Origin of the sequence: Alkalihalophilus lindianensis (assembly GCF_032843265.1) — a bacterium.
GTDB lineage: Bacteria > Bacillota > Bacilli > Bacillales > Bacillaceae_D > Alkalihalophilus > Alkalihalophilus lindianensis.
Map to the genome: position 1 here is coordinate 338,010 of NZ_JAWJBA010000003.1, position 19,400 is coordinate 357,409.

Consider the following 19,400-nt stretch of genomic DNA (forward strand, 5'->3'; position numbering starts at 1 on the left):
ATTATGTATATTCTAGGTTATGCCTCTTATTCCCTCTCTGCATCGTTCTAATCCAAAAAAACTACGTATGATAGAAATAAGTTTAAAGTCATGCAACTTAAGCCTATGTTAATGGAAGAAATGTAAAGTTGCTTTAAGGATATGTAAATAGAAGCCAACACTTTGAGTTAGTGTTGGCTTCTTATTGATTGTTTATTTAGCAAAGACATGTTTTCCAATCCGAATTGTTTCTGTTTGCGTGCCGATCCAATGGTTTGTTGCGATTTCAGGATTATAAAAATAGATCGAGCCTTGACTATTGCCTTGGTAAGCAATCGCTTCTTGGACAGCATCTTGAGCTTCTTGATCGGCAGCTTGGTCAATCATACCATTTTGAACAGGTGAGAAAGCATAATGACCTGAAGGTCCTATTTCGTTAATAACTTCTTTAATTGAATTAGGGAAGTCGGTATGATCAACACGATTTAGAACCACAGTTGCCACCGCTACTTTTCCTGCATAGGGTTCACCCTGTGCTTCAGCATGAACTAAACGAGCTAATAGTTCACGTTCTTCGCTTGAAACGGCTGCAGGTATTTGCAAAGTCTCTCCTTCTGAGATAGAAGCTGACTGTTTGTTATTTAATTGTTTAATCGCTTCAGTAGAAACGCTATAATCTTGTCCTAATTGATAGAGTGTATCTCCAGTTTGTACAGTGTGACTGTGAGATGCAGCTTGTGCTAAGTGAGTGCCAGTAAGGGAAAGAGCGATTCCTGCACAAGCAGTAATGAAAAACTTCTTCATTGAAAAAACCTCCTGTTTTCTAAGCTATTTACTAAACTAGCAAAAAAAATTGAACATTACTCCCTGAAATCTTTTCCAATCTGCTTGAAAAAGGAGTGAAACCTTTTAGGTATCAGCCTCAACTCGCTTTTTTACATTTCTGTAACGAACCTTGTGTAAATCTATAAAAATATGAATAAAAGAATAATACATATCCATATGAAGAGCTTTTTTTCCTTATAATATAAGGGTTCTTGGGAAGTGTGAAGAAGTTTGATTATACAATTATATGCATGATTTACCATAGGATCGTGATAGATTCTATGCTAGGATTTTGATGTACCAAAAAAACAACTACCTTCAAGGAGGCATTTTCATGAAGAAATTTCTTGTAACAACAATCGCAGCTGCAACAGTTGCAGCAGGTTTTGCTGGATCGGCTAGTGCAGCTGAACAGCCAAATAAAAATGTATACACTCAAAAGCACGTGATTGCACTTAATGGTGCAGATCAAGAGTCTATTCAAAAATTATTAGATCAAGTGAAACAATCTAGTAATCTTGAAGACTTGTTAAATCAATGGAATGTAACACTTCCAGAATTGGAAAAAGAAATCAAAGCTGAACAACCAGCTCCAGAACAAAAGGTTGAAGAACCAGCAGCTGAACAACCACAAACAGAAGAACCTAAAGAAGAAGCTCCAACACAAGAAGAGCAACCGGAAGCACAACCGGCTCAGCCTGCACCACAACCTGCACCATCGCAGCAACCTGAGCAAAATGCAGAGCAAAAAGCTGAAGGTTTAACTGCTGAAGAGCAACAAATGGTAGACCTAGTAAATGAAGAACGTCAAAAACAAGGTTTAGCTCCTTTGAAAGCAGATCTAGAATTAACAGAAGTTGCACGTGTTAAAGCTCAAGACATGATTGATAACAATTATTTCGCACACCAATCTCCAACTTACGGTTCTCCGTTTGACATGCTGAATCAATTTGGTGTCCAGTACAATACAGCTGGTGAGAACCTTGCTGGAAACCAAACTGTAGAGGCTGCTCATCAAGCACTTATGAATTCTGACGGTCACCGTGCAAATATTCTAGGCGGTAACTACACTGAAGTAGGAATCGGAATTGTTGATGGTGGTCCTTATGGTAAGATGTTCGTTCAATTATTTAAAGGGTAATGTAGCCATTAGATAGTCTGCTAGTAAGAACTTGGTCATGTGGCCAAGTTCTTTTTTTAAAGGGAAACTGGAGGGTAGGCTTTCATGGATAAAAGGAGGAAAAATAAGTGAGCAAGCTAAGCAACATAAATGGTACAAACATCTTGTTCTTTTTTACTATTATCTTCTTTATGATGTCTTTTCACCAAAAAACGAATGCATCTACGAAGGTAGATATAGAAAGTGAAACAGCGATTTTGATAGATGGAACTACTAATGAAATTCTTTGGGAAAAAGATAGTGAGAAAAAGATGTACCCTGCAAGTGTAACTAAAATGATTACAGCAATTGTAGCCATTGAAGAAGGGAATCTACATGATGTGGTTACCGCAAGTGAAGATGTAATGGATGTGATAGGGACACGGGTCTATTTGTTACCGGGTGAAGAAGTGAGTATGTTGAAGCTTATTCAGGGACTTATGATTAACTCTGGAAATGACGCAGGTCTAGCCATTGCTGAACATATAGATGGCAGCGAGGAAGCTTTTGCTAAAAGGATGAATCGATTCGTAAGAGAAGAAATTGGTGTCACTAATTCTAACTTTACCAACCCTCATGGTCTTTTTGATGAAGAGCATTACACAACAGCGCATGATCTCGCTTTAATCACACAATATGCAATGGAGAATGATACGTTTAGAGAAATTGTACAAACAAAAGAGATGGAGTGGATTGGAGAGGGCTGGGAGACAACGATTTACAACCATAATCGAATGTTATGGGAGTATGAGGGTGTAACAGGAGTGAAAAATGGATTTGTTCAACGCTCTGGCTTTACACTTTCTACAGCGGTTGAACGTGACGATACTGAATTAATTGCTGTCACTTTAAATGCACCCACATCCCAGGCATCCTATCATGACATGAAGATGTTATTTGATTATGGATTCGATACGTACAAAACCCATACGCTTAGTGAAGAAAAGCAATTCAAGGATGAGACTGGGCAGAAATATGAGCTGTTGAGCGATGTTTATTTTGTTACTAAACAGGAGGAAAGAATAGAGTATGATGTAACAAGTAAAGGCATGCTAAAAGTAAGAGGCGAGGGTGATAGGTTAATCAAAGAAGTTCAATTAGAACCACATCAGAATGAAACAAAAGTCGTACCACTCGTTGAACAACCAACTGAGCAAGGATTTATTCAGTGGCTGCTTCAATTTTTTCCTCTGTTTGTAAATAAGGTGTCAAATTAATTAAAGTCGAGCGCTGAAGGGAATTCAACGCTCGGCTATTGTTATTTTTTCTTTACTTGAATCTCTTCTACTTTATGCCCTTCGCCTTTTTTTAAGATCAGGTCTGCACGATTTTTAGTAGGTCTAATGTTTCTTTCAAGATTTACTCCATTAATACTTTTCCAAATATCAGTGGCAAAATGAACGGCCTCTGTATCCGATAAATGTCGATAACGATGGAAGAAGGATTCTGGCTGTTGAAAGGCTGTATTTCTTAGTAATTTAAATCTTTCAATATACCAGCTTAAAATGTTGTCTTCTTCAGCATCTACGTAGATCGAAAAATCAAAGAAATCGGAAACGAACATTTGAGGGATTTTTTTGTTTTTCTTATTCACTTGAAGCACATTGATCCCTTCGACGATCACTACATCTGGTTCCTCTACAATTTGTTTTTCAGTAAGTCGGTCATACTTAAGATGAGAATAAAGAGGAGTTTCAATGTAAGCGGAACCAGATTTCAAATCTGTAAGAAAACCAAGTAAGCTCTCAATATCATAACTTTCAGGAAATCCTTTACGCTTCATTAACCCACGTTCTTCTAAAATGGCATTAGGATAAAGGAAGCCATCGGTTGTAACAAGATCTACTTTCGGCTTTGTAGGAAAGCGAGAGACGAGAGCTTGAATAAGACGTGCAGTCGTACTTTTTCCGACTGACACACTGCCTGCGATCCCAATAACAAATGGAACTTTTTTGGTTTTCTTTTGGAAAAATTGATTCAAGTCATTGTGTAGATGATTTGAATGTTTAATATGCATGTATAAGAGCTCTGATAATGGCAAGTAAATATCTTGAACTTCTTCTTTTGAGATAGTCTCATTTAAGCCTTGGAGCTGTACTCTTTCTTCAGCTGTTAAGGAAATGGACGTTTTATCCGATAGATCCGCCCATTCTTTTCTCGTAAAAGTGGTAAAAGCAGATGGTCGGGAAATCATTTGGTAGGTAGTCATGATTGTCTCCTTTTCATACCGACGAATGTTACGTACTATTGTACACCATTCATAGGGAATCGATAAGGATCAATTTCATTTTGTTAAAAATGTAGAAAAAATCGCCAGGCTTCTTGTATGAAGTCTGGCGATTTCTGAGTGTTGAAAATATGACCATTTAGCGGGCATCTTCCCAGTAGACAGGACGGTTATAATGAGCATAAAGCTTTGCTTCGTATTCTCTCGTAATCGGTGCATCAGAGGTGAATTCAGGTGCTTGCTCAATCAATTCATTATCAAGATCAATCGTGATGGTATGCTCGCGCCAATTAACATCTTTTAACCATTCAATTGAAACTAGAACTAATTCTTTATTTAGAAATCCACCAACATTTACTACAAAATAGCGTATTTTCCAATCTTCATCATCAATGACACAATCATGGATTTTACCGACTTCTCCACCAATGGAGTGAACTTTATAGCCTTTAATATCCTCTACGCTTACAAGTAATTGATCTTCACCGTATTGATTATCTCGTGCTTGGTTAGCATCAGCTTGTACGCCAGGATTAGAATCACGAGGTCCATCAGGATTAAAAATAGGCGGCATCATTGGAGCATGAGCTTGAAAGCCGGTCATATCTCTTCTTGTAGCTGCACCGGCCCAATAGCCTTCCCATCCGTAATATGAACTTAGTTCTTGCTCATACTTTCTTGTTATTGGTTCGTGGGACTCAGGTTTTGGACTATCCTTGATTTGGTCTTTCGTTGCATGAACAGCTATTCGCTCGTTTGAACGATCCACTTCCTTAAATGAGAGCGGACTTAAAAGTACTTTGCCTCCAAAAAACCAAGTTCTTGTATCCCCTACAAAATAGCGTATAGTAGCTGTGTCTGAATCAAAATAAAAATCATCTAATGAACCTAATTCACCATCGCTAGCTAACATAGAATACGATTTTAACGTTTTAGCACGTAACAACATCCAATCAGCCCTCTCTATTATTCTGAATTTGTTCTTACTTGATAAGTTCCCGAACAGCGCTTTATTAAACATCTAGAATTTTATCTAGGATATAAAATAGTTGAGCAGAATTCTTTACTTTTAATCAGTTTAGTACTAAACTGATGCTAGTTAGGGGGGGGTAAAAGTGGTTAATCAATCAAAACATCAAGAAAAACTGAATTTATTGATCTGGTTTCGCCTGGCTCGTTTGTACCATGCAAGTATTCGCTTATCCAATCAACATTTAAGTCAATGGAACTTAACTACCTCTCAATTTGATTTACTCGTACAAATTGGTACGCATCAACCTTTATCACAACAAGAATTAGCAGAAAAGCTTTTTGTGACGAAAGGGAATATTACACAATCGATCGTAAAACTTGAAAAGTTAGAACTAGTCAAAAGAGAACAAGAGTGGAGAACAAAAATTCTCCGTTTAACCAAAAAGGGGGAAGAACTTTTTGGAGTAGTAGTGCCTAAGCAAGAACTATTTCAAGCTTCTCAATTTGAAGGTCTAAATAAAGAGGAACAAAAGGAATTGCTTAGATTGTTGAAAAAAGTGGAAGTGCATAATACTAAAACAACATTTATTAAGGAGTGAAAAACATGACTAGAAAACCATTAAAAGGCCAGCATCATGTTTCAGCTATTACAGCAAACGCAAAAGAGAACTATCGTTTTTATACAGAGATCTTAGGGATGAGATTGGTGAAGAAATCCATTAATCAAGATGATCCATCTGTTTATCATTTATTTTACGCAGACGAGCGCGGCAATCCTGGGACTGACTTAACTTTTTTTGAAATTCCTCATGCAGGTCAAACGTATCCTGGAACAAATAGTATTACAGCTACCTCATTACGGGTGCCTAATGATGCGGCGCTTGATTATTGGAAAACTCGCTTTACTGAGTATGGTGTAGAGTATGATGAGATCACTAGACATTCTGGAAGAGCTACTTTATCGTTTAGAGACTTTGAAGGGCAGCGCTTAATTTTAGTTTCAGATCAACATGACATTGGCGTGAAGGGTGGAAAAGCTTGGGAAGATAGCCCTGTTCCAGTGGAGCATGCGATTTATGGATTAGGTCCAGTGACTCTAACGGTATCTCGACCAGACTTAACGGAAAAAGTGTTAACGTCTATTATGGGCTTTAAGGAAACGAGACAATATGCGCCACTTGAGGAAGGTCAAAAGCCTGTTCGAGTATTTGAAACGGGAGATGGTGGATCTGGTGCTGAAATCCACCTTGAAGAGCGTCGGGACCTTGATCGTGAGCGTCCAGGTAGAGGAAGTGTACATCATGTGGCATTTCGCGTAGAAGATGAAGAAGACATGCACAAATGGGTAGAGTATATTAAAGAAATTGGTATACCGAATTCGGGATTTGTTGAGCGATATTATTTTAGATCTCTATACTTCCGTGAGCCAAATGGAATTCTTTTTGAATTAGCAACGGATGGTCCTGGATTTGAAGGAGATGAGTCTTTTGAAACGTTAGGGGAACGTTTATCTCTTCCACCTTACTTTGAGGATCAACGTGCCGAAATTGAAGCGAAATTAAAGCCGCTAGATACAAAACAATAATGAGATAGGAGGAATCTATGTTGAAGCATATTTTTAAGGAAGCAACAGAAGAAAATCTGCCTACTTTAGTATTACTGCACGGTACAGGTGGGAATGAAGAAGATCTCTTACCACTTGCAGATATTATTGCTCCAAAAGCCGCTGTATTAGGGATTCGTGGAAATGTTTTAGAAAACGGGATGCCAAGGTTTTTTAGAAGACTTAGTGAAGGAGTCTTTGATGAAGAGGACCTGATCTTTCGCACGAAGGAATTGAATGAATTTCTTGATGAAGCCGCAGAGAATTATCATTTTAATAGAGAGAATCTCGTGGCCATCGGTTATTCAAACGGGGCAAACATTGCAGCTAGTTTACTTTATCACTATCAGTCTTCACTGAAGGGTGCTGCCCTTTTCCATGCTATGGTGCCAAGAAGGGATGTTGAGATACCGTCTGCTAATGAGGTCCCTATCTTTATAGGGGCAGGTAAACTTGATCCGTTAATCCCGGCTAAAGAAACGAAAGAACTTATTGATGACTTGAACCGAGCAGGAGCAAATGTAACAGAGTATTGGGGTGAAGGTGGCCATCAGTTAACAAGGGATGAAGTAATCGATGCTAAAAGATGGTTTGAAGAGAACTTTATAAAGTGAAATCGAGCATACAAGGTTGATATACCTTGTATGCTTATTTTGAATGAAAATAGGAGTACGGATGTTCCCTTTATTCGGTGTTTTACGTTATACTTGTTCTAACAAGGGGGAGTATAAATGAAGTTAATTATTGCGGAAAAACCTGATCAAGGAGCAAAGCTTGCAGCCCCTTTTCCATCAAAGAAACAACAAGGTTCGATTGAAATAAAGCCTTGCGCCACCTTTCCACGTGGAGCATTTGTCACGTGGGCTGTGGGACATCTTTGTGAGCTCAGACCCCCGGAGCACTATCATCAAAAATGGAAAGCATGGAAGCTTGATACCTTGCCAATATTGCCAGAAACGTTTGAATTTCAAGTAAGTAAGGGCAAGTATAAACAGTTTCAAGTGGTGAAAAAGCTCATTGGAAATCCGGCTGTTTCTGAGATTATTATGGCAGGGGATGCAGGACGAGAAGGGGAATTGATCGTTAGGCTTATTATTGAACAATGTAAGTCCACTAAGCCGCTAAAAAGATTATGGTTGTCGTCCTTAACGAAGCAAGCTGTAGAAGAAGGTTTTCAGCATTTAAAATCGGAACAAGAAACACGTCCTCTTTATTATGAGGCGTTAAGTCGTGCGTGTGCTGATTGGATGATCGGAATGAACGCCTCTCGTGCGTATACCTTACTTTTAGGTGAAAAAGGGATAAATGATGTCTTTTCAACTGGACGTGTTCAAACACCAACTTTAGCATTAATTGTAAAGAGAGAAAAAGAAATAAAAGCATTTAAATCAGAACCTTTTTGGGAAGTAAAGGCAACCTTTCAAATGGAAGAAAAAATCTATGAGGGGACTTGGCATAAAAAAGGTGAAACAAGAGTACAATCGGCTAAACAAGCACAGCAAATAGCTCAATTTTGTGAGGGGAAATCGGCAGCTGTAACGGCAATCAAGGAAGAGAAAAAACGTTACCAACCACCGTATTTATATAATTTATCAAGCTTACAAGCAATGGCAAACAAACGATATAAATTCTCGCCAAAAAAGACATTGGACGTTGCTCAGAAACTATATGTGAAAGGATATATCTCTTATCCAAGAACAGACTCCAGCTTCATTACCAAAGGAGAAGCTGATACCTTTTCTACAATTTTATCTAAATTGGCTCAATTTAAAGAGTATCAAGCTTACTTTCCCTTACCGATTAAAAGCTTAAAAGCAAATCGGCGATATGTAAATGATCAAAAAGTGAGCGATCATTATGCGATTATCCCAACTGAACAAGTGCCAAATGTTGAAAAGCTTACAGGTGAAGAGAGGAAAATTTATGACCTTATTGTACGATCCCTGCTTGCAGCGCATGAACAAGAAGCAATAATAAGTCATAGTCATATTGAAACAACGGTAGAAGACCGGGCAACTTTTCAATCGAAAGGAAAGCAGATGCTTCAAGAAGGATGGCGTAAGGTTATTTACAATGAGTCGAAAAATAATCAAGATGTCCTCCTTCCACCACTCTCTAATGGTGAAGAAGGAACGGTTGTGAAATCCATTGTAAAAGAAAGTATGACCCAACCACCAAAACGTTACACGGAAGGTCAACTGATTACTGTAATGAAAGCTGCTGGAAAGTCGATTGAAGATAAAGAGTTAGAGAAAGTATTAATGGAGGCTCAAGGACTTGGTACAGAGGCTACAAGAGCTGGAATTATATCGATCCTAAAAGATCGTGGTTACATGATTGTAGAGAAAAACATTGTATCTCCTACTCCTAAAGGGTGCTTATTAATAGAGGCTCTTGGCTCTAGTATTCTTGCTTCTCCTGAAATGACAGCAAAGTGGGAACAACGCCTAAGCGAAATTGGAGAAGGTGTTGCTTCTTCACAGGCATTTATGGAACAAGCAAAAAAGCTATCTATTCATTTGATTGATGAAGCCGCATCGCAATCTAAGAATTGGGATTTTACTCAGTTTGATACATCTTCTATACAAAGACGACCTTTTAAACAAAGAAGTAAAGGAACTAAAAAGGTAGTTGGGACCTGTCGCTTGTGCAAAGGGGAAATAGTTGATAGGGGAACGTTTTATGGGTGTTCAAATTACAAAGCTAAAAAATGTGCCTTTACCTTATCTAAAACGTTGTTGGGTAAAAGGATGACGGAGCCAATTATAAAATCTTTACTTGAAAAAGGGAAGACAAACTCAATCAAGGGCTTTAAAAAAGGAGAGCAATCGTTTGATGCTGTTTTGACCATAACGAATGAAGGAAAGATCAACTTTGAAAAATGATATAGTTACAAGCAGAAAGCCCCTCCTTGAGTGGGGCTTTTTCATTGTTCTTGGACTAGTATGATTATTTTTTTCGATTCATGAATGCATCTATCACGTCCCCAAACGGCATCTCACTTACTTTGTCGATAATCTTTTCTAATTGTGTTTGTTGGCGAAGATTGCCTTGTAAGACAATCTCCACATTTTGTTCATTATCGACAAGTACCGCTCGAACGGTCAGGGCATTCGTAGCTAAAGCGGCAATAACTGCAATTTGTTGGGGGGATAAATTATAGGATTCTTTTTTTTGATTATTATTGTTATAACCATTCTGACCATGATTGCAATTATAGGGGCCGTTCTGTCGATTCATATTGATTACCACCCATCCTAGCCATTGTGAAGATTAACCTAAGAGGATGACATCTTCAGTTAGTGAACCAGAACTAGTAGGGATATCTTTACCAATACCTAAGGCAAAATAACCAAACAAAATGGCTGCCACTATAAAAAGTATTGTCCTCCGTGCTTCCTCTTGGTCGGACATAACTTCACCTCCATGCCCATGATTCTTCTTACATCTTATGAAAAGGTGGGCAACTAGGTGCATAATGACTTCCCTATACTATGCATAGCAAAAATAAAAGAGTAATTTTCTTCTATATGCGGAATCATTTTTTCTAGTGGCAACATAGTGTAGTAATAGAGAGGGTGTGATGATGATTGGTGTTGTAAGAACGGACAAGTGGTTAAACCATTATAAAGGTGAATGGGCGAACCGACTCACTTTAGAACAGAAACAACAGTGGCATCAGAAAATGCTGATCGCTCCCTTACAGCCGCTATTCAAAAACGCAGAGTTCTCACTGCAACGACATTTTATTCATTTAGGTCTCATTTCTCCTCATGAAGACTGTGAAAAGGTCACGAAGCATTTTATTGAACATCATTATTGGGCGATTATTTCAGAGCATTTTCACAGTTTAAAGAAAAAATGGAAAGCTCCAGATATTCCTATATATATTTTGCCAGCTAGTTCAAATCAAGAAACGATTAAAAACCTAGGAGGTAAGAATGGACTGACTGTAGATAATGCAATCATCCTATTTCTCGATGAAGGATTGTCAGATGCAGAATTAAAAGCAATGATCACGCATGAGTTCCACCATCGATTTAGACTTTTTATCACGAAGGAAAAAGAAGAATCGATCTCTCTATTAGAATCGATGATTATGGAAGGACTCGCGGAATTAGCTGTTCAAAAGGAAGTGGGGGAAAAGTATATAGCCATTTGGACGAATATTTATAACATAGAAGAAATGATCCCATTGTTTCAGCAGTGGATAGAGCCTCATTTGTTTACCAAAGGAAGAGGGAAACATCTTCATTATTTGTATGGTGGTGGAATGAATGATGTGCCCCGATGGCTTGGTTATTGTTGTGGATATCATATTGTTCAGTCGGCACTAAGGCATTTTAAAGGGAGATCGATAGAAGAACTTACCACTATAAAATCCGTAGATTGGCTCAAGGCATCTTGTTTTTACAACTATGTGAGGGGGCGTAAGGATGGAACAAGTAAGTTTATATGACATTGCAAAGAATGGTGGGGGTGAATATGGTTAGGATTTTCATTATGTTGGTTGGGTTTGGATTTGCTGTTGCAGGAGGTGTTAGCTTACTCGCTTATTTAAATATTTTAACTCTCGGATATGAGTTCTCTTATTATATGCATTTCATCGCAACGAGACCTGAGCTGTATTTATTTATCATAGGGGTGATAATGGTGATTGGGTCTTTGGCTATCCCTGACCGAAGAGAACGAAAAAATAAATAGTTGAGAATATGGAATCAATCTACAGAATGTGGAATAAACTACCTTAAGCTTGCCCATACTGTGGATACAAATCGTTAACAGTAAGGGGGGCTTTATATGGTTCATATTAGGGACGTATGGGTCAATTGGTTTGAAGGGGAAGAAAACGGTTATAATGTGTGTGATTTTTTTGAATGGCGAAGTGATGATCGAATTGAAGTTCTCGATCAAGCAATCTTAGTAAAAGTCAGTCAGGAATTATATGATTATATTGAAAACCAATTAACAGATCTACCTGAAGATTTACTTGAAGCTGTGCATCAACAAAGTTATTTAAGAAAGAATATGTCACGTATTCAACTTGATTACTGCTTTATTGCCACAGATGGAAAAGGGATTATTGCTGTTGACACCATGGGCTACAAAACACCGATCCGAAAAAGTCGACTTACCCCAAGACAGGATCAAATTGTCTATGAAATGCTTGAGCAAAATGAATTTGAAACATTTGAATTAATTGAACGTCATGAGCAAAAGGAATATCATATCCTTTCACCTGACCCAGATGAGATGCGCGGGCTGACTCGTAAAGAACGTCAACTCAAACAATTATTATATATGGCGCTTGATCAGCTTTATCATTCAGGCCATGATGCTGAAGTGCGTTATTGGTATACAGAATGGAACCCACGCGACTATGTTCGTATTCAAATGCTATCAAGGGATGAAGCATGGCATGAATTATATAATGAAGTTAAAGGCGGCTGGTCACCACGTCACCATCACTTGTGTGAATCAATGGTCAAAGGACAAGCCTTTTTTGAAAAGTTATGGGAACTTGAGCATGGCGAGAGTGTAAAGTAACTTAATTTATGTTCATCAAGTGAACCATTAGATTCTCACATTTACAAGAAACATCAACTCTCCTATAATAAGTAGGAAGAACGAATATATGGGAGGGGTAACGATGGACGGTTTTGCGTATTTAGTCATGCAAATTCTAACAATTGTACTTCTAGTTGGTACATTAGGTTTATCATTTTTTGTGGGTAAGATCTGGAAAAAGAATAACGGGTATTAAAATAGAAAGCGGACGAGCATATTCGTCCGCTTTTTATTTTGATCATGTGGAAAACAGAAGATAGTATATCTCATTTCAATGTAATAATTGACAAAAAATAACAGTTAGATAACTTAAATAATGATAAAAATGACAAATATAGGGTTGGATTAGACATTATGAATGTATTTAAAATGTGTCAGGCCTTCTTACTAATGACTTTTCTAATAGTTGTTTCAGCTTGTAGCAGTGAGGAAACATCTACTACTGAAGAATTGGACGAAGGTCAAGAAGTGGTTCATGAGGAAATGGAAGAGAATGAAGAGAGTTTAGAAAGTGAAGAAGGAACTGATTCACAAGCTGTAGCCCCTTCTGCTGTGGAAGAAACTGTTTCATTCACTCGCATTAGATGGACGTTTGGCTCTCCTAATAGAAAGCCACATGCAGGAATTTGGTTATATACAGATGAGGACCATCCAAGTGAAAAAGCAGACACATTTGACTTTGAGGAAAGCGATTATTTGCTTTACCAGGTAAGTGATGAAGAATTACGCGGACATGATTTACATGCAAAACGCATTGTTCTTGAGGAAAATGACACTGCAAAAATTGTAGTTGAGATCTTTTCCGAACCTAGCGATAGCGATGAATACTTAGAGATGCCAAGGCAATATTTAGAAGTTGAAAAGGATGTATTAAGAGGAAAGAGCTTTAATGTTGAATTAGAAGACGGTACCCCTCTTAGCTTGCAATAATAAAAAGCAGCATGGCCATTAGTTGGCATGCTGCTTTTTCTATCGTCATAAATATTAACGTTTCTTTCTTCCAAGGCCCATTGCTCGTTCAGCTTTTTCAACCATTTTTGAGGCCACAAAATTTGCTTTCTCGGCACCTTCATCTAGAATGCGGTCTAATTCTTCAGATTCTATCAGTTCATTGTAACGTTGTTGAATCGGTTCTAGTGTTCGTACAACAACATCAGCTAAATCTTGTTTAAATTCTCCGTAACCCTTACCTTTATATGCTTCTTCTAGTTCTTCAATTGATTTCCCTGAACATAAGGAGTAGATTGAAAGCAAGTTTGAAACAGCGGGCTTTTCCTCTCGGTTAAAGCGAATATCACCATCAGTATCTGTAACAGCACTTTTAATCTTTTTAGTAATAGTGTTCGGAGCATCTAACATGGAAATATAACTTTTAGGATTAGGGTTTGATTTACTCATTTTCTTTGTAGGGTCATTTAAAGACATAATACGAGCACCTACTTTTGGAATGCGCACTTCTGGTACAGTGAAAATATCATTGAATTTTTTGTTGAAGCGTTCAGCTAGGTCTCGAGTAAGCTCAAGGTGTTGTTTTTGATCTTCTCCAACAGGGACGATATCAGTCTTATAAAGTAAAATATCAGCAGCCATCAATGGCGGATAGGTTAATAATGAAGCAGAAACAGCTTCTTTCCCGTCTGACTTATCTTTAAACTGCGTCATTCTCTCTAGTTCGCCAATATAAGCAACGCATTGCATCATCCAACCTAGTTGTGCATGTGCAGGAACCTCTGATTGTATAAATAAAGTTGCTTTATGGTGATCAATACCGACTGCTAAATAAAGAGCAGCTAGACTGCGAATATTCTCTCGTAATTTTAGCCTATCTTGAGGAACCGTAATCGCATGTTGATCGACAATACAGAAATAACAATTTGCATCATTTTGCATCTCAACAAAATGTTTCATGGCTCCTAAATAGTTTCCAAGTGTTAACGTCCCACTTGGTTGAATACCTGAAAAAACCGTTTTCATATGGCACAACCTTCCTTATCTTAAGCATTGTTTAGTATGTAGAGTATTTTTTAATATTAAAATCATAACAAATTGTTCCTTAAAATCCTAGTCGATTTCTTCATCAAGCTTTTCTATACGCATGTTCTCAGAAAAAAAGTAAACAATATAGAGGATAGATAGGGTTGGAATAGAGACGAGAGAGGAAGTTGTTTGAAATGAGTCATATTACAATTTTTTCAGCTTCAATTGGGAGTGGGCATAATGAAGCGTCTAAAGCGCTAAAAAAACAACTTGAAACCAAAGGGCATAGTGTGACTATTGTTGATACATTTTATGCTATTCATCCCCTTCTACACAAAGTTTTTTTTGTACTTTACTTAAGTATGATAAAAAGAGCCCCGAACTTATGGGGGCGCTTATATAAGTATGGAGCTGATTATTCTTGGTTTTTAATAATGGATAAATTAGGTGGTTTTTTTTGTGATAAATTATATTCCATTATTTCTGAACAGAACACCAACATCATGGTTTCTACACATCCCTTTGTAACAGCTTTTCTTTCGAACTTGAAAAAAAAGCATTGCTTACATATCCCACTCTATACTGTTATAACAGACTTGGATTTGCACCCGGGTTATATTCGACCTGAAATAGACGCTTATTTTACAGGGGCGCCAAATTACGAAGTATTTGCTAAAGAATATAACGTTCCTTGTGCAAAATTTCATTTTACAGGAATACCAATAAAGACGGTTCCAGATCCATTACTCTCTCGGTATCAAGTTAGAGAAAGACTAGGGTTAGTGCCCAATGAAAAAACAGTGCTATTAACTGGTGGTGGACTAGGTCTAGGAAAGTATGTTGAAATTATTAAATCATTAGAAGGTTTGAATAGCCCTGTTCAGTTAGTGTGTATGACGGGAGTCAATAAAAAAATAACCAGGAAGGTTAAATCTATTGTGAGTAAACATAGAATACACGTTCTTGAATTCACAGACCATTTTATTGATTATCTTCGCGCAAGTGATGTGATATTGTCGAAAGCAGGGGGGTTAACAATGTCTGAAGCACTTGCTTGTGAAACCCCAATTCTAGTTTACAAACCTGTACCAGGACATGAAGAAAATAATGCTACGATTTTGACGGAGATGGGGACCGCTATAAAAGCAGATAAATTATCGGATATAATTGTCTTACTTGAACGTTTACTATTTGATCATTCTTTTTATAAGAGTCTTGTTCAAAATGCTAAAAAAACTAAAACGCCACATGCTGCTTCTCATATTGCAAATGTAATCACGAGCATGCCATGTTCAAGAGTAATGCATATGGAGGGGTTGCACCCCCCTCATTTAAGAAAACCATAACCTATTCCTAAATAAGGAGTAGCAGGTTATGGTTCTTTACCATCGGTCTTTAATTCATAGGTACTTGTCGTTGAACTTTACCTTCAATACGTTGAAAGATATTCTCAAGAGAAGGACCTGTAATAGTTAAACCATGATTTTTAAGTCCGATTATAGTTTCAGCAGGATTATCTGCCTCACGAACTAATTGGGCCACAGTTTCAGCTAATTCAAGGGTGCCACAAGGATAATTTATTTCGGTTGCTTTTACATCATCCATCCACGCATGTATGTGTACAATTGCGCCAACTTCTGGATGTTCTTTGTATATCATCCAATGCTCAATCGCATCAACTGAAGCTCTTTTAGGTTTAACATTGGGAGGGATGCTAACCTCCATTTGATTTGCATCACTGTTGTATCCTTTAATGTAGAGGATATCTTTTCCAACATCGTTCATATTAGATTTATCGATACCACTTGCACTCATCCAAAAATGATTTTGGTCAGAGCGAGCACTTAAATTTCCATAACTTAGCCCCCCGATACCGTAGAGTTTATTTAGATGTCGCATATCTCTTTTATTTAAATAATGTTCAAGAGGGAAAGGAGCAGGAAGTAAATCCATCTTATCTAACCTTTTGCCAGATTTGCTAAGTGCTTCAGTGACATGATCTCCGTTCCACTTGTCAGATGGTAAGTCTTCAGCAAATCCATTATCAATAACCAATTTAGAAGTGGATAGAGGTTGCAGGCGTTGAAAGATTTTCATGAAAAAATCTTTTTCCTCCTCGCCCCTTTTATATTGAATAGAATAACAACCTTGCTCTGGCGTGAGAAAATGGATATCGACTTGCTCATCTCGATGATTTATATACATAAGGTGGTTAGCTAAAGACCTAATTAGGAACGGATACACTTCTTTAAAGATATCATAGGGTGCCCCTTTACTTTCAAGTACAGCTACCACAAATGTTGCTTGTGCTTTACGGCGATATGGTCTTACATTATCCTCATCTAAAAAATGAAAAACGAGCTTTATTTGATTATCAGAGGGATCCCTAAATACAAAATTTCTTTCTGTAAACGTAGAGATTATTCCATCAGATAACCACTTTAAAATGGAGCTGGATGGAGAAGAACTAAATGTGAAATTATTCATAAGGTACCTCCGATTTGCTTATCATGATCAAAAACTACTTTCATTACGTTTATTTTTCTTTTATTTGAGATTGTATGAAAAGCACGTTTATATTCTTGTAAAGGAAATTTATGTGTAATTAACGGAGAAAGGTCAACACTTCCTCTTTTCATAAGTTCTATTGAAATGTCTAATGAGTCCATTTTTTTCCCTTCAAACTCATTCGTACTATACGCAAAACAACCTTTTATGGTTAATTCGTTTAACCAGACCGTTGTCCAATCAATTTTTTCAATCATGCCAGCCAAGCCCAATAACACTACTTTCCCACCACTATGTGCAAATCTGAGAGAATCGTTAATGCTCTTCTTTTTCCCCACACATTCATAAACAATGTTAGCGCCACCTTGTATAACTTCATCACCAATAACGGGTTTTAGGACTTCGGCATTTAATATTTCAGCAGTCTCATTAACATATGAGTGGTTTAGTTGAACTACATGATCAACCTCATACAATTTAGCTAACTCTCCTTGGAATGAATGTTTAACGAGAATGGTAATGGAACACTTAAGTCCTAGAGCTCTTATCGCAGCTAATACAGATAATCCAATTACCCCAGCTCCAATAATCAACACCTTATCATTATCTTTTGGAGGATTTCTTAATACAGCATGTAAAGCACAACTGAACGGTTCAACCAAAACCCCATTTAGGTCATCCACTTCATCAGGTAAAATTTTGATTTGGCTTTTGTGAGCAACTAAATAAGGACTCCAGCTACCACCTGTGTTACGACATGCACCAATTAGTAAGCCAGGCTCAATCGACCCCTTGGTTTTATGAAGGCAGAGACTTTGGTCACCGCGCTTGCATGCTGAGCAAAGCTCAACATTCCTACTTTCACAAGACAGAACCGGATTAACAACAACACGTTGCCCTTTTTCTAAAGACGTTACATTCAATCCTAGTTCTGATATTTGTCCAACAGCCTCATGCCCTATTGTAAAAGGAAAGGATACATAAGGGGACGTAGAGGGACTGTCGTGTAAGTACAATAGATTCATATCACTGCCACAAATCCCACCATACTTCACTTTAACTTTGACCCAATCCTCATTTGGTAATGTAGGCTCTACTGTGTCATTCCACTTTAAACAAGAAATATGGGTGTTCCAGTAAGTAGAGGGGATCCACCTTCCTAACAATTTTGATAGGATGTACTTTGGTATTTTAAAGTCAAATTGTAGTGCCTCCACAATAAAACCTCCTTAGAAAGCAAATCTTGAGCTTGACTTTAATATATCCCTCCATAAGATAATTATGTATATGGTTACCAAAATAAAGGATTATTTGGTAGGGAATAGATAATCTAATAATAGGAAACGATGTATCTTACATGAATACAGGAGTGAAGTAAAATGTTCATATTTGTTGTAAATAAAAATTCAGGTAAAGGAAATACCTTGAAAGTTTGGGATGAAGTACAACTCTATTTACAATCAAAAAAAATAGACTATCAAGTATTAGTCACTGGGTCTAAAGAAGATGTACTACAATTAAGGACACTAATAAAGAATGTTCATACTAAAATAAGTGGAGTTATAGCATTAGGAGGGGATGGTACAAGTCAAGAAGTAATAAATCAATTGGTTGGTACAGAATACCCATTTAGTGTAATTCCCACTGGTTCAGGAAATGATTTTGCTAGAGCACGAGGAGTAGATAGAAACTTAAGAAGAGAAGTTGAGCGCATTATAGGAGGGCGTCAAGAAAAGATTGATCTAATGAAAGTGAACAATAGGTACTGTCTAACCGTTATAGGTCTGGGATTTGATGGGATGGTTGCACAAGTTACAAATCAAATGCGATTTAAAAAATGGTTTGGAAGCTTGTCTTATATTTTAAGTGTGTTCAAAGTATTACGGACCTACAAACCATCAAGTGTTAGATTAACTATAGATGGGGAATATATACATTATGATAAGGTTTGGTTAATCGCAATCGCTAACTATCCTTATTATGGAGGTGGTATGAAAATTTGTCCTTATGCCACAAGTCAAGATGGGCTAGTAGATATATGTATTGTACACGGGTTATCTAGATGGAAGTTACTATTACTGTTTCCTTCTGTATTTAAAGGGGGGCATGTGAAGCAGAAAGGGGTTAATATGATTCAAGGAAGGGAGATTATTGTAAATTCTGATAAGCAATTAATCATACATGGTGATGGGGAGATCATTGGGTCAACACCCATCACTATTACGATTGAGAAGAATGCTTTAAATATAATCTCCTAATAAGGGCTATACTCTTTCTGTTAGTTTGAATTAATATTTGCTTTTAATTTAGAACCGTTTTTTGGAGGTTCCTTGGTTAATTTACATTCTTCGTATTCAAGGAGAAAAAGCAACTCGACAAGTTCATAGAAGAAGTGTTTTACTTTGTTCAGGATATCATTCATGTTTAAGCCCCCTGTTTCAATGATTAAGTTTAATATAATCAAAATAGGCCGAAAAAATACACCTAAACGCTTGAAGATTAATTCATTCTTTTTCTTTCACGTAAACGTAGGATCCACAAGAGGATATTAATACTTGCTAAAATAAAAAACAAAATACTGG

21 protein-coding genes are annotated in these 19,400 nt (G+C 37.4%); 12 read left to right on the forward strand and 9 right to left on the reverse strand.

Annotation, left to right across the window (positions count from 1 at the left end):
* Nucleotides 1-192: 192 nt before the first annotated feature.
* Nucleotides 193-783, reverse strand: a complete 591-nt coding sequence (locus RYX56_RS11710; RefSeq protein WP_317122232.1) for a cell wall hydrolase — start codon at nucleotides 781-783, stop codon at nucleotides 193-195.
* Nucleotides 784-1,138: 355 nt separating this feature from the next.
* Here RYX56_RS11710 and RYX56_RS11715 point away from each other — a divergent pair, with 355 nt between their 5' ends.
* Both RYX56_RS11715 and RYX56_RS11720 read left to right on the forward strand, forming a co-directional pair.
* The gene (locus tag RYX56_RS11715; protein ID WP_317122233.1) at nucleotides 1,139-1,945 is read left to right on the forward strand and encodes a CAP domain-containing protein; all 807 of its coding nucleotides are present in this window, start codon (nucleotides 1,139-1,141) and stop codon (nucleotides 1,943-1,945) included.
* A 107-nt stretch (nucleotides 1,946-2,052) separates the two neighbouring features.
* Nucleotides 2,053-3,180 (forward strand): D-alanyl-D-alanine carboxypeptidase family protein, encoded by a 1,128-nt coding sequence (locus RYX56_RS11720; protein WP_317122234.1) that lies wholly within the window; start codon nucleotides 2,053-2,055, stop codon nucleotides 3,178-3,180.
* 41 nt (nucleotides 3,181-3,221) lie between these two features.
* On the opposite strand, the gene coaA is transcribed toward RYX56_RS11720, so the two are convergent.
* Both coaA and RYX56_RS11730 read right to left on the reverse strand, forming a co-directional pair.
* Nucleotides 3,222-4,172 carry a type I pantothenate kinase gene (gene coaA, locus RYX56_RS11725; protein WP_317122235.1) on the reverse strand — a complete coding sequence of 317 codons (951 nt, stop codon included), beginning with the start codon at nucleotides 4,170-4,172 and terminating at the stop codon, nucleotides 3,222-3,224.
* Nucleotides 4,173-4,329: 157 nt separating this feature from the next.
* The gene (locus RYX56_RS11730) at nucleotides 4,330-5,139 is read right to left on the reverse strand and encodes a PRC-barrel domain-containing protein (protein ID WP_317122236.1); all 810 of its coding nucleotides are present in this window, start codon (nucleotides 5,137-5,139) and stop codon (nucleotides 4,330-4,332) included.
* A gap of 166 nt (nucleotides 5,140-5,305) precedes the next feature.
* Between RYX56_RS11730 and RYX56_RS11735 the strand changes: the two genes are divergently transcribed.
* From RYX56_RS11735 to RYX56_RS11750, 4 genes are all read left to right on the forward strand, one after another.
* On the forward strand, nucleotides 5,306-5,761 hold the full coding sequence (locus RYX56_RS11735) for a MarR family winged helix-turn-helix transcriptional regulator (RefSeq protein ID WP_317122237.1): 456 nt from the start codon (nucleotides 5,306-5,308) through the stop codon (nucleotides 5,759-5,761).
* A gap of 5 nt (nucleotides 5,762-5,766) precedes the next feature.
* Nucleotides 5,767-6,747: a ring-cleaving dioxygenase gene (locus RYX56_RS11740; RefSeq protein ID WP_317122238.1), complete on the forward strand. Its 981-nt coding sequence runs from the start codon at nucleotides 5,767-5,769 to the stop codon at nucleotides 6,745-6,747.
* A 20-nt stretch (nucleotides 6,748-6,767) separates the two neighbouring features.
* On the forward strand, nucleotides 6,768-7,379 hold the full coding sequence (locus tag RYX56_RS11745) for an alpha/beta hydrolase (RefSeq protein WP_317122388.1): 612 nt from the start codon (nucleotides 6,768-6,770) through the stop codon (nucleotides 7,377-7,379).
* Nucleotides 7,380-7,496: 117 nt separating this feature from the next.
* A complete protein-coding gene (locus RYX56_RS11750) occupies nucleotides 7,497-9,650 on the forward strand; it encodes a DNA topoisomerase III (RefSeq protein WP_317122239.1) in 2,154 nt (717 codons plus the stop codon).
* A gap of 64 nt (nucleotides 9,651-9,714) precedes the next feature.
* On the opposite strand, the gene RYX56_RS11755 is transcribed toward RYX56_RS11750, so the two are convergent.
* On the reverse strand, nucleotides 9,715-10,005 hold the full coding sequence (locus tag RYX56_RS11755; protein ID WP_047973624.1) for a hypothetical protein: 291 nt from the start codon (nucleotides 10,003-10,005) through the stop codon (nucleotides 9,715-9,717).
* Between the two features lie 33 nt (nucleotides 10,006-10,038).
* Nucleotides 10,039-10,179: a hypothetical protein gene (locus RYX56_RS11760; protein WP_317122240.1), complete on the reverse strand. Its 141-nt coding sequence runs from the start codon at nucleotides 10,177-10,179 to the stop codon at nucleotides 10,039-10,041.
* 169 nt (nucleotides 10,180-10,348) lie between these two features.
* Between RYX56_RS11760 and RYX56_RS11765 the strand changes: the two genes are divergently transcribed.
* The 4 genes from RYX56_RS11765 to RYX56_RS11780 all read left to right on the forward strand — a co-directional run bounded on the left by RYX56_RS11765 (nucleotide 10,349) and on the right by RYX56_RS11780 (nucleotide 13,263).
* A complete protein-coding gene (locus RYX56_RS11765; protein ID WP_317122241.1) occupies nucleotides 10,349-11,224 on the forward strand; it encodes a DUF2268 domain-containing putative Zn-dependent protease in 876 nt (291 codons plus the stop codon).
* Between the two features lie 26 nt (nucleotides 11,225-11,250).
* Entirely contained in the window at nucleotides 11,251-11,469 is a 219-nt protein-coding gene (locus RYX56_RS11770; RefSeq protein WP_047973627.1) for a YuzI family membrane protein, read from the forward strand.
* Nucleotides 11,470-11,565: 96 nt separating this feature from the next.
* Nucleotides 11,566-12,312 (forward strand): DUF3603 family protein, encoded by a 747-nt coding sequence (locus RYX56_RS11775; protein WP_317122242.1) that lies wholly within the window; start codon nucleotides 11,566-11,568, stop codon nucleotides 12,310-12,312.
* A gap of 375 nt (nucleotides 12,313-12,687) precedes the next feature.
* Nucleotides 12,688-13,263, forward strand: a complete 576-nt coding sequence (locus tag RYX56_RS11780; RefSeq protein WP_317122243.1) for a hypothetical protein — start codon at nucleotides 12,688-12,690, stop codon at nucleotides 13,261-13,263.
* A gap of 54 nt (nucleotides 13,264-13,317) precedes the next feature.
* Here the strand turns inward: RYX56_RS11780 and trpS are convergent, their stop codons facing one another.
* Nucleotides 13,318-14,307 (reverse strand): tryptophan--tRNA ligase, encoded by a 990-nt coding sequence (gene trpS, locus RYX56_RS11785; protein ID WP_317122244.1) that lies wholly within the window; start codon nucleotides 14,305-14,307, stop codon nucleotides 13,318-13,320.
* Nucleotides 14,308-14,504: 197 nt separating this feature from the next.
* Between trpS and RYX56_RS11790 the strand changes: the two genes are divergently transcribed.
* Nucleotides 14,505-15,656 (forward strand): MGDG synthase family glycosyltransferase, encoded by a 1,152-nt coding sequence (locus RYX56_RS11790; RefSeq protein WP_317122245.1) that lies wholly within the window; start codon nucleotides 14,505-14,507, stop codon nucleotides 15,654-15,656.
* A 49-nt stretch (nucleotides 15,657-15,705) separates the two neighbouring features.
* Here RYX56_RS11790 and RYX56_RS11795 read toward each other — a convergent pair whose 3' ends face one another.
* Nucleotides 15,706-16,797, reverse strand: a complete 1,092-nt coding sequence (locus RYX56_RS11795; protein ID WP_317122246.1) for a class II aldolase/adducin family protein — start codon at nucleotides 16,795-16,797, stop codon at nucleotides 15,706-15,708.
* Nucleotides 16,794-18,035 carry a zinc-dependent alcohol dehydrogenase gene (locus RYX56_RS11800; RefSeq protein WP_317122247.1) on the reverse strand — a complete coding sequence of 414 codons (1,242 nt, stop codon included), beginning with the start codon at nucleotides 18,033-18,035 and terminating at the stop codon, nucleotides 16,794-16,796. Before RYX56_RS11800 ends, RYX56_RS11795 begins: the two co-directional genes overlap by 4 nt.
* Before the next feature lie 162 nt (nucleotides 18,036-18,197).
* Here RYX56_RS11800 and RYX56_RS11805 point away from each other — a divergent pair, with 162 nt between their 5' ends.
* The gene (locus RYX56_RS11805; RefSeq protein ID WP_317122248.1) at nucleotides 18,198-19,076 is read left to right on the forward strand and encodes a diacylglycerol/lipid kinase family protein; all 879 of its coding nucleotides are present in this window, start codon (nucleotides 18,198-18,200) and stop codon (nucleotides 19,074-19,076) included.
* Between the two features lie 20 nt (nucleotides 19,077-19,096).
* On the opposite strand, the gene RYX56_RS11810 is transcribed toward RYX56_RS11805, so the two are convergent.
* Nucleotides 19,097-19,240, reverse strand: coding sequence for a hypothetical protein (locus RYX56_RS11810; protein WP_317122249.1), 144 nt, complete (start codon nucleotides 19,238-19,240; stop codon nucleotides 19,097-19,099).
* Nucleotides 19,241-19,400: the final 160 nt, after the last annotated feature.